Raw genomic sequence first — 13,196 nt, 5'->3', positions numbered from 1 at the left:
CGGCCTTATCGCCGCGTGGCCGTCGCGCGCAGGCCCTCCTGAGAGCGGGCCGAGATCTCTTGCCGAAGAATCCGGCGGACCTCCGATGCGGCGTCGATCTTGCGAATGTCCTCCGCCAACGACGCCGCGCGTTCGCGATATTTCGGATCATCCACCACCGCGCGCACAGCGGAGCGCAATTGCTCCGCGGTAGGTGCATTGGTTGCCAGATTGACGCCCACCCCCGACCAGGCAATGCGGACGCTGACATCGCCTCGATCGCCTGCCGTTCCCGCTACAACGATGGGAACGCCGAAACTCAAGGCTTGATTGACACTGCCGTAGCCGCCATTCGTCACGAATGCATCGGCTTTCGACAATGCCCACTCGAACGGGAGATACTGCGCGACCCGCACATTTTGAGGCAGGGGGCCGCCGAGCACATCGATCGGACGTCCGCCCGTCGTGACGATTGCGAGAACATCCGGCTCGTTCGCCAGCGCCTGCAGCGTCGGCAGCATCAATTCGCTGAAGTCGTTATTGGTCAACGTGCCCTGGGTTACGAGGACGACCTTGCGTGAACCATCCAATTCATAGGCCCACGAGGGCACCGGGGCCTGGTTCGGCGTGATCGGCAGCGGGCCGACGAAATGTACCGAACCTGGCAGCCGGCGGCGCGGCAGCTCGAACCGCGGCACCGTCAGTTGCAGATAGATATCGGGCAGCTCCACCATCGCGTCATAGAGATTCAATCGCAGCGGCCTGCTTCCGATCTGGGCCAGGTACTCATTTACGCATCGTCCTACCGGACCAAACACCGCCTGTTCGTAGGCTTGAAAGAGCGCGGCATAGCCCCTTTGTTGCTGGTCGTTGCGCGCAGGCGGAATGCCTGCGTCGTTCGGGGCGCCGTCATCGCGACGTGACAACAGGTAGGTGGTTCCAAGCAAGGCCACGGACGGCCGCTGCGCGCGAGGATCGAGCAGCATCGGCAACACACCCAGCATGAGATGATCGCCGATGATGATGTCAGCAGGAAACTCCCGCATGACGGTTTTGATGCTCTCATATTGAGGCAACATGAAATCGGCGAAACCCTGCTCCAGGATCAGCCGCAGTTGCTGTGAGCCGGGCGCCGCTGTCATGATTTCCGGAAACAGCTTGGCCATGTTTCGCGTGTCGATGTCGGCCGCCGGCACGAAACTGCGGAATGTGGCGCCGATCTCTTCGACGCGGTTTCGCAGATAGCTCGATGTCAGGCCCATGACCTCCCAGCCGTCGGCGATCAGTATCCGCCCGGCCCCCAATACCGGATGGAGATGTCCCATCATCGGGGACGAGACGAGAAGCGCCTTCATGCACGGGTCTCCGTTGAACTTGACAGTTGAGCCGAGTTACTGAGGGCCGGTCGGCTGCGACGGGCCAAGCACCCGCCTCATTATTGTTCGGCCGCTGTTACGGTTAGGTCACCGAAACGGACGAACGCGCTACAGCCGCAACAATCCTTGTCGGGGCAGCGTCACGTTACGGAAGTAACAGAGCGCGTGCGAACTGAAATCAGTGCGCAACATTGCGCTGACAGTGTCAGGCGAAACGTCTCGACAAGGCGCTCAGCCGACCAACGGAACTTCGACAAGCTCAATTCAAAATGACGGTGCCTCACGGCAAAACGGACTCGTTCGCGTTCACCTGTCTGCTCGGTTTGATGGCCACACTTCCGGGCTTCGGCACCGACATGGCGCTGCCGGCCCTCGCAGACACAGCCGCTTCCCTTGCAGTTCCGGTACATAGCGCCGGCCTGACGATCAGCAGTTACATGATCAGCTTCGGCCTTGCTCCGCTGGCGTTCGGGCCGCTGTCGGATCGCTACGGTCGCAAACCGGTGGTCACGCTTGGCACCATCATCTTCATCATTGCCTCGGTCGGATGCGCGCTGGCACCGTCGCTGCCGTTGCTGATTGCGTGCCGCGTCGTCCAGGGCATCGGCGCTGCAGCCATGACGCTCGCCATCGCGATTGCCCGTGACACGTTCGACGATGGCGTCGTCCGCCAAAAACTGTCGAGCATCGTCATGGCGATATACGTCTCCCCGATCGCCGCGCCGATGGCTGGAGCGGCTTTGCTCGACCTCGCGAGTTGGCGCGCTATCTATGCGAGCCTTGCAGCACTCGGAATTCTCCTGCTGGCAGGCCTACGCTTTGGCCCCGACTATGGCCAGCGACCGCGGCAGGCAACCCGCTTGAGCTTGCCCGCACTTGTCGGAGATTATCGCCGCGTCCTGTCGCATCCGACCTGTCGCGCCTATCTCCTGGCCGCTGCGGCGTCCTTCGGAGTTCTCGCCGCCTATGCGACCGGATCCTCCCTCTTCCTGGTCCAGGTCGCCGGGCTGAGCTCAACTCAATACGGAATCATCTTCGGCCTGACGGCACTGGCCGGAATGGCTGGAGCGTTCCTCGACGGCCGGCTCAATGCGCGGGGAATTCCATCGCACTATTCGCTGTCGATCGGATTCGCCATCCAGGCGCTTGCCTCGTCGGTCCTGCTGGCCATGACGCTGTTGAACTGGACGCCGACCACCGTCGTCGTCTTGCTGTTCGTCGCCATCACGTTCAGCGGGGGGATCGGGGCGCCGGGCCTGATGCAGGGAGCGCTGCAACAGCTACCGGAAATGGCGGGCACCGTCAGCGCCGCAACCAACTGTCTCATAATGGTCTCAGGCTCGTTAACCAGCGCGCTCACGGCTGTCCTCTTCGACGGCCGGACGTCACTATCGATGGCTGGGACGATGGAATTCTTCTCTCTGCTTGCGCTGTTGTTGTTCGCCATGGCAATCGGGCGAGCCAGGCAACAGGCCGTGATGCCGTCGTGAGACGGCGTCCATAGGGGCCAACGGGCGTAGCGCCGCGGCGAACCGCGGCGCTACCATTCACTGGAAGTCACAGACGTCCAAGATAACTTCGCGTGGATCAATTGGTGTCGATTTCGGCGGAGCCGCCCTTGCTGTCCCACTTGTAGACGACGTAATTGTTCGCCTTGACGTCCCCTTTGGCATCGAAAGACAGCTTGCCGAGCACGGTGTCCCATTCGCCGGACTTGATGGTGTCGCTCACCTTCTTAGGATCGGTCGTGCCGGCTTTCGCCGCCGCCTGCGACCACACCTGGAACGCCGCATAGGTGTAGAGCGTGTAGCCGTCGGGATCGATGTTCTTGGCCTTGAACTTCTCGACGATTGCCTTGGCGGTCGGCCTGTTGCGCGCGTCGGGACCGAAGGTGAACAGCGCGCCTTCCGCGAGCGGGCCGGTGATCGAGGCGAACTCCTTATCGTTGATCGCATCGCCCGCCATCAGCACCGTCTTCAGCCCCTGATCGCGCATCTGGCGGAGGATCAGGCCTGCTTCCTGGTGATAGCCTCCGACAAAGACGAGATCGATGTTCTCGCGCTTCAGCCGCGACACAATGGAGTTGAAATCCTTATCGCCCTTGTTGAAGGACTCGAACATCTTCTCGGTGACGCCAGCCTTGTTGAGCGCCTTCTTGGTTTCGTCCGCAAGCCCTTTGCCGTAGGTGGTCTTGTCGTTGAGGATCGCGATGTTCTTGCCGGCGAAATTCTTGGCGATATAGGTCCCAGCGACCAGGCCCTGCTGGTCGTCGCGACCGCAGACCCGGAGCACGTTCCACAACTTGCGCTCCGTGAGCAGCGGATTGGTCGAGCCTGGCGAAATCTGCAGCACATTGCCATCCGCATAGGCTTCGGACGCCGGGATCGACGACGACGAACAATAATGGCCGGCGACGAACGGAATCCTCGCACTGGCGATCTTCTCGGCCACCGAGCGCGCCTGCTTGGGATCGCAGGCATCGTCGTTGACATCAAGCACGAGCTTCCGGTTGAGGAGACCGCCGGCGGCATTGATATCGGCGACCGCCTGCTCGGCGCCGTTCTGGAACTGGCGACCGAACGCGGCTTCGCCGCCGGTCATCGATGAGGCAACTGCCACCCTGATGTCCTGGGCCAGCGCTGCAGATGACAGCGCAAGTGACATGCTTAGTGTTAGACCGAAGAGCTTGACCACTTTCATACGAAAGTCCTTGGGGTTGTTTTGGAAAGACGGCGACTGCGCCGAATGCTTCATAGCATCATTGTCGGCCGGCCGGCGCGATCTCTGCGTATTTTTTTACCGGCCGCGCCGCGCGTTACGGCCGTAGCCGTATTTTCCCGCGCCGGAATGTTCCGGAAACATGGCCGCGCCAGAGTCTCCCCGACTGATATTTGCCGGGAGATATCGATGTCATACATAGAACAACTGTTCCATAGCCGACCACAGCCGCAGAGGCGCGTGCCGTACCGCACCGATCGACGCGCCGCGCCGGAACGATCGCCCAATTATGACAAGGCGCAGCTTTCGCTGCCGCGGCGAGAGGTGGCTCCACCGGATAGGCAGTCCGGTCAAGAGGCACCGGTTCGCACGGAATACCCGATACAGACGCAACAGGCACCGAACGCTCCGCGATGGTACGTCTCGATCAGCGCGATGGTGATGTTCCTGCTGTCGAAGATGCGCGACGAACTGGCGATACGCCAGGCCATGGCGGAGCTCCGGGATCTCGACGACCGAATGCTGCGCGATATCGGGCTATCCCGCTGCGATATCGCTTCCATCCGCAGGCGCGAAACCTAGCGGCGCTACACACGCCCAAGGGCCACGATCGCTGACGATCAACGGCGCGCATCATGCTCCGTTGCATGCACACGCCGAGATGGCCTGCGTTTCAATAGGACAGCACGATGAGGCACGGAAGTACGCAATGCACAGGCGGAAATCGGATTGCGACCTCAAGCCTGGTGAGACGGTTGGTTCAAGCCCGGAACGACCCGGCGAAGCGGCGTATACGCGCGTGGCTTAGCAATATCTGCGACGAGAAGCTCTCGAACTTCGGACTCTCGGCAGCCGATATCGCGCTCTTGCGCGCGCCGAACTGCAACAGGGCTCCTCCGCCAACACAGCGGGCGGCAGCACGAATGAAGCAGTCGGTATTGCGTCGAAGCCTTTGACGCACGCTGTCGTGAATTGCGGGCGTTGACGAATTGCGTGCGAGCTTCAGCGGGGCGAAGCGCGCCGGCACTCTGTCGGAGTGATTCCGAAACGGCTGCGGAACCGCTGGTTGAAGTAGGAGACTTCGCCGAAGCCGCATGCAAGAGCGATCTCGCTGATCTTGAGACGATCTCCCCGCTCGCTCGTAAGCATGTGCCGCGCCTGCTGCAGCCGGCGCTCCAGCAGCCGCTCGGTGAAGCTCTGGCCCGTCTCGTGCAGAAGGTCTTGGACATATCTGGTCGACAGACCGAGATGGCGGGCCACCTGCGCCGCCGAGAAACCGGCATTCATGAAGCCGCGATCGATCTCGGCGATGATGTCGTGAATGCGCGATGCCCGCAGGCCACGCGTCGCGGCGATCTGCGCGGCGTCACCGCGCGCGCCGAGCACCAGCGCAGTCAGGTCGAGAAGAGTCGTCCTGATATGCGCGTCGAGCTGCGGATCGTGGGGCGCACGCGACAGCTTCACGACGCTCTCGATATAGCGCCGCAGGTGCGCAACGGCCGGTCGCTGCGGATCGAGAGGCCTTGCCAGCAGGTCGTCCGCCTGGCCGACAAGCGCGGCCAGCCGGTCCCTGGAGACCGTCAACGTCGTCCATGCGAAGGGCGCATCGGATCTCATGTCGGCGGGCATGCCGTTTGTCCCGAGAAATGCGCCGCCGGAAGCAAGATTCGTTTCGCGGTTTGACTGATCCACCCGCAGCGTGCCCGTGCCGCGATGGAAGACGAGGCAGAAATCATCATCGGGGCCGCGGGAGATGGCGCTCCTCGATCGCGTGATCCTGCCGAAGGTGCCGCCGAATCGCGTGACGTGAACATCTTGAAAGTCGGACCAGCGGAGAAATCCGGAAAACGGCCGATCATCGAATCGCGTGATGTCGACACAGCAGGTGAGTGCCTCCACCTTCTCATACCAGAGGGAAAACCTTCGATCGTCTTCGAGCGCGGGATCGAGGTTGGCGGAGTGGAAGCTTGCTTGATGCATTGTTCTTGTAATTGCATTTACGCATTCATGCTACCGGGGCGGCTTCACGCAAGCCATGAGTAAATCTGCCGCAGCGCACCGTGAATCGCTCACACGCCGCTTCGGGTTGTTGCGCAACAGCCACAGCGACGAACGGTTTAGCGGGAGCGCGCTCGGGCCCAAATCCAGTGCGGGCGAGAACAAGACCGTCAACGCTACCCCTGCCATGTTGCGACACGGCTGCTGCGAGGAACTGCGTCGAGCTCGACCACTGCGAGGTCCCGACGCGATCGCCCGGCTTTCACATGTCGCCGTCCCACGACGGCGATGCACTGGAAAACCCTCACTCCAGGGAAATTTAGGGGCGTGGTAATGAAGACGTTTCTACTCGGCACTGTCTGTGGTCTTGGCTTGGCGGCAGGCCCGACCTTTGCCGCCGATATGGCCTATCCGGTCAAGGCGCCGCCCGTCGCGGCCGTCCCGGTGTTCTCCTGGACCGGCTTTTACATCGGCGCCAATGTCGGCTTTGGCGGCGACAAGTTCGACTATCCCTTCCAGGCATTCCAGCGACAGCTTCAGGCCGAGGCGCCTGCGCTCGAGTCGAGCATCGCCGGCAATCTGAGCGTCACCTCGAGCGGATTCTTCGGCGGTGGCCAGATCGGTTACAATCATCAGTTCGACAACAACGTCGTCGCCGGCATCGAAGCCGATTTCGAAGGTTCGGACATCAAGGGCAGGTTCGCGGGCAACGCACTGTTCACCGCGCCCGGCCTCGTCGGCAATGCAAGCTTCGACATCGGATCCGAGGTCGAATGGTTCGGCACCATCCGCGGCCGCATCGGTTACACCTGGGACAGGGTTCTTCTCTATGCGACCGGCGGCGCGGCTTTTGGCAAGGTCAAGTCTCACGCCAGCTTCATTGGGCCTGTCGGTCTGCTGCCGGCCTCGATCTCGGCCAGCGACACGCAATGGGGCTGGACCGCGGGCGCCGGTCTCGAATACGCCCTCACACGCAACTGGTCGTTCAAGACGGAGTATCTCTATCTTGACCTTGGCAGCCACGCTTTATTCAATAACACGGTCGACGACGTCGCGAACGGCTTCTTCTCGAACGCCAGCATGGATGTCAGCACCAAGCTTCACACGGTGAAGGCCGGCGTCAATTACAGATTCTGAGCGAATCGACGATCTTCAGTCACCAGAGGGCTGCGGCATCGCCGCGGCCCTCGCCGTTTTGGCTGCCGGACACCACGATCAACGATGCAAGGCTCGTCGTCGATCGCGTCCGCGCTGCATTCGGCGATGCGCCGATCCGTCATGACAACGTTGAAATCATGGCCACCGCGAGCGCAGGCATATCGATCTCCCACGTTCAAGGGATCGTCCTGGACCGGCTGATGTCGGCGGCCGACTCCGCCCTGTACGCGGCGAAAAAGGCAGGACGCAATCGGACCAGCATCCTGCACGCGGTGGCGCCGACCGATCGCGACGCTGCGCCGATCGTGCGCAGCTCGTCCTAATCGCTCGGGTCACGCCGCGCCCAGAGATGTTCGGTTCTGATTAAATCAGAACCCGAAAGTGTGATCTCGATCACAACGAGATCGGGCCAACCGCGCTAACGTCCCCGCGCTTGCAAATGTCTGCGGGGACAAATCGATGGACGACGAGTTTTGCAGAGAAAGAGCGCGCGCGGTCCGGGCTATTGCGGAGCAAGCAGATCCCTTCATCAAGCGGCGCCTGCTGCAGTTGGCTCACCACTATGAGCGGCGCATCCGCCTGTCCGAAGGCAACAAGAATGATGGGGACCCGGATCGGAAGGCGCCGACCGAGTCCCAGATGAAGTCCGGGCCCGGGGACCTAGCCTAGCACCGGCAGCGTGATGATGTCGTACCCGTGGCTGATGCTGCGCTTCAGAACGGGATCTTCGATCACATAGTCGAAGCGGCTGGCCGGGCGGATGCCGCCTTTGGCAGCGAAGGTGCCGCAGAACATCGCGCAGCCATCGGGCAGCCTAGCACTGCCAAATCCGCGCTCGATCAGATCTGATACCGGCAGCATCCCGCTCAGAGCGCCTTCCTGATAAAGCACGCGCTCGCCGTCGATCGTCGCCCAGGATCGCAGCATGATCTGATCCCAGTGGCTTTCGATGTCGGCGAGATCCCACAGCGTCGGTGCCACCGGCTTGTCGCACATCTGCTTGGACACCGTGATGTTGTACGTCTCGACCTTGCGGTCGGTATGATCCGAGCCGACGCCGACGAGCGTACGCCCTTCGAATCCAAACAGCACGAACTCGACCTCCCCGCTCGACTCGGTGCCGGTGCATTCAATGCTGCCGGCGGTCGTCAGCCTGCGCGCAGCACATCGATAATAGATCGGTGTCGAGGCCGGCGGCGCGATGCCGATCGCCGCGAGTTCGGCAATGTGCTTGTCGCGCGCGACCGGATCGCGGCCGGTCCAGCCGGCGATCACCGCCTGCGCGACCGACAGTTTGAGCGGCGTCGTGGTGTCCTTGGCGACCAGAGTGAATTCGATATCGTTCTTCATGTCCGTTCCATGTGGGGGCGCCCGATTTTGAACCGAGCTTTACGAGCTACGATCCAGCGTGAGTTGATTGCGATTGACGCGCAATCGGTTGCTCCGGATCATGCTTGTTCACGGGCTCGTTCCTGGTTGCGCTATGGCGTCCTGCCGGCCGCTCATTCCTGGAATACTTCGACACGGCGCTGCCGAACCGCCGGCATCATGATCGAGATCAGCAAGGCTGCCGAGACCAGGAGCAGTGCGAGACTTATCGGCCGCTGCAGGAAGATCATGGGATCGCCATGCGCGGTGATCAGGCTGCGCCGGAAATTCTCCTCGACCATGGGTCCGAGCACAAACCCCATCAGCAGCGGTGCCGGCTCGGCGTCGAGCTTGCGCAGGACGTAGCCAAGCAACGAGAAGCCGACCGTCATGTAAACGTCAAAGCTCGAATTATTCACCGAGTAGACGCCGATCGCGCAGATCACGACGATCACCAGATAAAGCAGCCGGTAGGGGACCGCGAGCAGACGAACCCAGATCCCGATCATCGGCAGATTGATGATCACCAGCATTGTGTTGCCGAGGAACATGCTGGCGATCAGGCCCCAGAACAGGTCGGGCTGCCGAGAGATGATCATCGGTCCGGGCGCGATGCCGTGCAGCGTCAACGCACCGACCATCAACGCCATGGTGGCGCTGGTCGGGATGCCCATCGTCAGCAACGGCACGAACGAGGTCTGCGCCGCGGCATTGTTGGCGCTTTCCGGCCCCGCCACGCCCTCAATGGCGCCATTGCCGAACCGCGATCGATCCTTGGCGACACGCTTCTCGAGGGCGTAGGCGGAGAACGAGGCGATGGTCGCGCCGCCGCCCGGCAGGATACCGAACAGCGTGCCGAGCGCGGTGCCGCGCAGAACGGCGCCCCAGGCGCCGCGCAACGCCTTGAATGACGGCCAGATGGTGCCGATCCGCATCTTGTTGACAATACGCACCGACGCTCCTTCGAGGTTCGAGATCACCTCGGCGACGCCGAACAGGCCCATGACGAGCGCGACGAAATTGATGCCGTCGGACAGTTCGACGAGGCCGAACGTCATGCGGGCTTCGCCGGTGTTGAGATCCATGCCGACCATGCCGAGCAGTAGCCCGAGAAAGATCATCGCGATGGCGCGAAACGCCGAGCCATTGGCGAGCACCACCGCGGAGACGAGCCCGAGCACCATCAGCGAAAAATAGTCCGGCGAGGCGAATTGCTGCGTCATCAGCGCGAGCGGCGGTCCAAGAAGCGCGATGACGACCGTGCCGATGCATCCCGCGATGAAGGAGCCGATGGCAGCGATCGCGAGCGCCTCGCTCGCCCTGCCCTGCTGAGCCATCTTGTAGCCGTCGATCGCCGTGACCACGGAGGTGGATTCGCCGGGAATGTTGACCAGGATCGCGGTGGTCGACCCGCCATACTGGGCGCCGTAGTAGATGCCGGCCAGCATGATGATCGCGGAGACCGGACTGAGCGCATAGGTCGCCGGCAGCAACAGCGAAATCGTGGCGACCGGTCCAAGGCCAGGCAGCACGCCGATCAGCGTGCCGCAGATCGCCCCGACCAGGCAGAAGAACAGGTTGATCGGCGTCGCGGCGACGGCGAAGCCATGGCCAAGCGAAGCGAAGACATCGGTCATGGCAGCAGGTCCACCGGGATCTTGAGAAGCCAGACAAAGATCACGGCTGACGCCGCCGCAAGCAGCACGCCGCTGACGAGGCTCTGCCGCCAACGGGTCTCGACCGACGCGAAATGCGCAATCGCTACCTGCGCCAGGATTGCGATGATCAACCCGGCGCGCTCGACCAGCACACCGAAAGCCGTGAAGGACAGCAGAATGCAGATCAGCGGCCGCAGATGGAACGATCCAATCGGATTGCCTTCGGCAAGCAGCCCCTTGACGGCGAGGCAAATCCCCATGCCGAGCAGAACGAGCGCAAGCCCGAGCGGGAAGTAGCCCGGCCCCATCTCCAGGACGGTGCCGACTGAAAGCGTTCGGATGTAAAGCAGCGCGACGGTCGCGACCGCGACCAGCAGCAAACCGGAATAGAAGTCGGTGTTATGGCCGCGTCCGGCAGGTGACCTCATGCCGATATTGCCTCCCCGCAGACCTGCCCTGAGGCCAGTCAGTTCTTCTTCTCGGCGATTTCCTTGAGGAGCTCGCGCCATTGCTCGACTTCAGCGGCGATCTGCGCCTTGTATTCCTCCGGTGTCGTGAACACGGTCGAGGCGCCGACCACCGCCATGCTCTTCTTGACCTCGGGGTCTGCCGCCATCTTCTTCAGCACGTCCGACAGTTTGGCGATGATGGGGTCCGGCGTGCTGGCCGGAGCCATCACGCCATTCCACGATTCAACGGCGTAGCCCGGCGTCACCGTTTCAGAAACCGTCGGCAACTGCGGCGCAAACTCGTTGCGCTTTGCCGACGTCACCGCCAGCGCACGCACCTTGTTCGCTTCCATCTGCGGCAACGCATCGGTCATGTTGGTGAAGGACAGGTTGACCTCGCCCGACACTACGGCGGCCGTGGCCGGCGAGCCGCCCTTGAACGGAACATGGGTCATCTTGGTCCCGTTCCGCGCATCGAATAGCTGCACGGAATAATGCATCAGGCCGCCGGCGCCGCTCGACCCATAGCTCAGCTTGCCAGGGTTGGCCTTGGCATAGGCAACGAGGTCCTGCATCGTATTGATCGGAAGCGACGGGTTGACGATCACGGTCTGAGGAATTGTGCTGACGACGCTGACCGGCTTGAAGCTCTTCACCGGATCGTACGCCGTCGTCTGCGCGACCGGAGCGACCGAAATGGCGCCCACGCTGCAGATGCAGAGCGTGTAACCGTCGCCGGGCGACTTCGCCACGAGGTCCGAGCCGACGATGCCGCCGCCGCCGGCGCGGTTGTCGACGATCACTGTCTGCCCCAATTCCTTCTCGAGATATCGCGCGGTGATGCGCGCGACCGAATCGGTGTAGCCACCGGGCGCATAGGGCACGACCAGCTTGATGGTCTTGCTCGGCCACTCCTGCGCCGATGCTGTCGTGGCGCTCAATGCCATGCCTGCCGACAGAATGGCCGCCGCAATTCGCATCATCTTTCGTTTCCCCGCGTGTGATCTTGTTTGGTGAAAATGATTCAGGTGATGTTCGATCCGGCAAGACCGAGAGCGCTCCTGGCGACGGCCTCGCCCCCTGTGAATTCACTGAGCTCGACCTGCGTCGGCGCGAATTCGACCCGTCGAAACTTGACCTGATCCTCGAACGGCACCGTGGCGTCGATGCCGAGCTTGGTACGCACGCCGTCCTTGCTGACGCGCACATATTCGTGCCCGCGCGCGCCCGGGATGAGAAACAGATCGCTAGACGCTTCCATCCGCGTCGCCACCGCATATTCCACATCGATGGGATCGCGGATGTCGATGTCGTGGTCGACCACGGTGATGAGATCGAGATCCTTCAAGGCACCGAACGCGGCCAGGATGGCGTTGCGTTGAAGCCCGTTGTGCTGCCGGCTCTGTTTGTGGACCTGGATCACCGCGTGGAAGCGATGCAGGCCACCCGACGTCATCTCGACGTCGGTGACGATCGGAATCGCCGACTGCAGCACTTTCAGGAGGCTCGCCTCCAGCACATATTTCCGCAGAATGATGGTCTCGCGCCCGAAGCCGTTGATGACGTGATAGATCGGCCGCAGCCGATGCGTGACCGCGGTGATCTTCAGGACCGGCGCGTCGGCCGCCGGTGCGGCGAAGCCGACAAACTCTCCGAACGGTCCCTCGGGTGCTACCTCGTCGGCCAGGATTTCGCCTTCGAGAACGAACTCGCTCTCCGCCGGCACCAGGATGTCCTGCGACACCGCCTTACCGACCGTGAGCGGCCGGCCCGCCAGTCCGCCCGCGACGGCAAGCTCGTCGGCGCTTTCCGGCATCTGCGATCCCATGGTCGCCGCGGTGAAGTGCAGTGCGAGGTCGGCGCCGATGCAGACTACGACCGGCAGCGACCTGCCCTGCTCCTTGGCGCGCTCGAACGCGAGCCGCAAGTGGCGGCCGAAGTCGAGCTTGATCGCGACCCGGTCCGGCCCCAACAACTGCAGGCGATGGTAGGAGGCGTTGTAGATGCCGGTGACTGGATCCTTCACCACGACGATACCGGCGGTGATATAGCGCCCTGCATCGCCGGGCGCGTGAAACAACGCGGGAATGATCTTCGTAATGTCAAAGCCCGTGCGCAGCACAACTTCCTGAACAGGAACTTCGCTCACGAGCTCGGGCTTCAGCGGACCGCCGAGGGCGCGCTGCACCAGACCGCGGATGCCCCTGAAATCCAGCCCGAAGCCGGCTTCGCAGTTTTCCCTCGAACTCAGGAGGTTGCCGACGACCGGAATGTCCGCGCCCTTGACCGACGGAAACAGCAGGACCTGTTTGCCGTCGTGCTTCTTCAGCATCGCGGCGAGTTCGAGATGCGTATCGACCGGCTTTTCATAAGTGAGGATGCGGCCACGCTGTGCCAGGCGGGCCAGTGCCGAACGGAAACGCGTATCGAGAACTTCAGGCTGCAAGATCGATCTCACCAAAATTTGCAAACAAGAATAGCTAAGCAATAAA

13 protein-coding genes are annotated in these 13,196 nt (G+C 62.3%); 5 read left to right on the top strand and 8 right to left on the bottom strand.

The window, feature by feature from the left end; genetic code table 11:
- Positions 1-5 precede the first annotated feature (5 nt).
- Positions 6-1,145, bottom strand: coding sequence for a glycosyltransferase (locus ACVJGD_RS43655; RefSeq protein WP_456639859.1), 1,140 nt, complete (start codon positions 1,143-1,145; stop codon positions 6-8).
- 536 nt (positions 1,146-1,681) lie between these two features.
- On the opposite strand from ACVJGD_RS43655, the gene ACVJGD_RS43650 reads away from it, so the two are divergent.
- Positions 1,682-2,845 (top strand): MFS transporter, encoded by a 1,164-nt coding sequence (locus ACVJGD_RS43650; protein WP_456639858.1) that lies wholly within the window; start codon positions 1,682-1,684, stop codon positions 2,843-2,845.
- A 97-nt stretch (positions 2,846-2,942) separates the two neighbouring features.
- Here the strand turns inward: ACVJGD_RS43650 and ACVJGD_RS43645 are convergent, their stop codons facing one another.
- The gene (locus ACVJGD_RS43645; protein WP_456639857.1) at positions 2,943-4,055 is read right to left on the bottom strand and encodes a branched-chain amino acid ABC transporter substrate-binding protein; all 1,113 of its coding nucleotides are present in this window, start codon (positions 4,053-4,055) and stop codon (positions 2,943-2,945) included.
- A gap of 207 nt (positions 4,056-4,262) precedes the next feature.
- Between ACVJGD_RS43645 and ACVJGD_RS43640 the strand changes: the two genes are divergently transcribed.
- A complete protein-coding gene (locus tag ACVJGD_RS43640) occupies positions 4,263-4,655 on the top strand; it encodes a DUF1127 domain-containing protein (RefSeq protein ID WP_456639856.1) in 393 nt (130 codons plus the stop codon).
- Between the two features lie 420 nt (positions 4,656-5,075).
- Here the strand turns inward: ACVJGD_RS43640 and ACVJGD_RS43635 are convergent, their stop codons facing one another.
- Positions 5,076-6,053: an AraC family transcriptional regulator gene (locus ACVJGD_RS43635; protein WP_456639855.1), complete on the bottom strand. Its 978-nt coding sequence runs from the start codon at positions 6,051-6,053 to the stop codon at positions 5,076-5,078.
- A 351-nt stretch (positions 6,054-6,404) separates the two neighbouring features.
- Between ACVJGD_RS43635 and ACVJGD_RS43630 the strand changes: the two genes are divergently transcribed.
- From ACVJGD_RS43630 to ACVJGD_RS43620, 3 genes are all read left to right on the top strand, one after another.
- Positions 6,405-7,208 carry an outer membrane protein gene (locus tag ACVJGD_RS43630; protein ID WP_456639854.1) on the top strand — a complete coding sequence of 268 codons (804 nt, stop codon included), beginning with the start codon at positions 6,405-6,407 and terminating at the stop codon, positions 7,206-7,208.
- Positions 7,202-7,552, top strand: coding sequence for a GGDEF domain-containing protein (locus ACVJGD_RS43625; RefSeq protein ID WP_456640576.1), 351 nt, complete (start codon positions 7,202-7,204; stop codon positions 7,550-7,552). Before ACVJGD_RS43630 ends, ACVJGD_RS43625 begins: the two co-directional genes overlap by 7 nt.
- Before the next feature lie 136 nt (positions 7,553-7,688).
- Entirely contained in the window at positions 7,689-7,898 is a 210-nt protein-coding gene (locus ACVJGD_RS43620) for a hypothetical protein (RefSeq protein ID WP_456639853.1), read from the top strand.
- Here ACVJGD_RS43620 and ACVJGD_RS43615 read toward each other — a convergent pair.
- From ACVJGD_RS43615 to ACVJGD_RS43595, 5 genes are all read right to left on the bottom strand, one after another.
- A complete protein-coding gene (locus tag ACVJGD_RS43615; protein WP_456639852.1) occupies positions 7,890-8,579 on the bottom strand; it encodes a DUF2848 domain-containing protein in 690 nt (229 codons plus the stop codon). The two genes, ACVJGD_RS43620 and ACVJGD_RS43615, sit on opposite strands and share 9 nt — an antisense overlap.
- 152 nt (positions 8,580-8,731) lie before the next feature.
- A complete protein-coding gene (locus ACVJGD_RS43610; protein ID WP_456639851.1) occupies positions 8,732-10,234 on the bottom strand; it encodes a tripartite tricarboxylate transporter permease in 1,503 nt (500 codons plus the stop codon).
- Positions 10,231-10,683 (bottom strand): tripartite tricarboxylate transporter TctB family protein, encoded by a 453-nt coding sequence (locus ACVJGD_RS43605; protein WP_456639850.1) that lies wholly within the window; start codon positions 10,681-10,683, stop codon positions 10,231-10,233. Before ACVJGD_RS43605 ends, ACVJGD_RS43610 begins: the two co-directional genes overlap by 4 nt.
- A 38-nt stretch (positions 10,684-10,721) precedes the next feature.
- Positions 10,722-11,687 (bottom strand): Bug family tripartite tricarboxylate transporter substrate binding protein, encoded by a 966-nt coding sequence (locus tag ACVJGD_RS43600; protein ID WP_456639849.1) that lies wholly within the window; start codon positions 11,685-11,687, stop codon positions 10,722-10,724.
- Positions 11,688-11,728: 41 nt separating this feature from the next.
- Positions 11,729-13,150, bottom strand: a complete 1,422-nt coding sequence (locus ACVJGD_RS43595) for a UbiD family decarboxylase (protein WP_456639848.1) — start codon at positions 13,148-13,150, stop codon at positions 11,729-11,731.
- Positions 13,151-13,196 lie beyond the last annotated feature (46 nt).

This window comes from Bradyrhizobium sp. USDA 10063 (genome assembly GCF_054063735.1).
The sequence above is the reverse complement of the archived record's forward strand: the minus strand, read 5'-3'. Positions and strand labels throughout refer to the sequence as shown.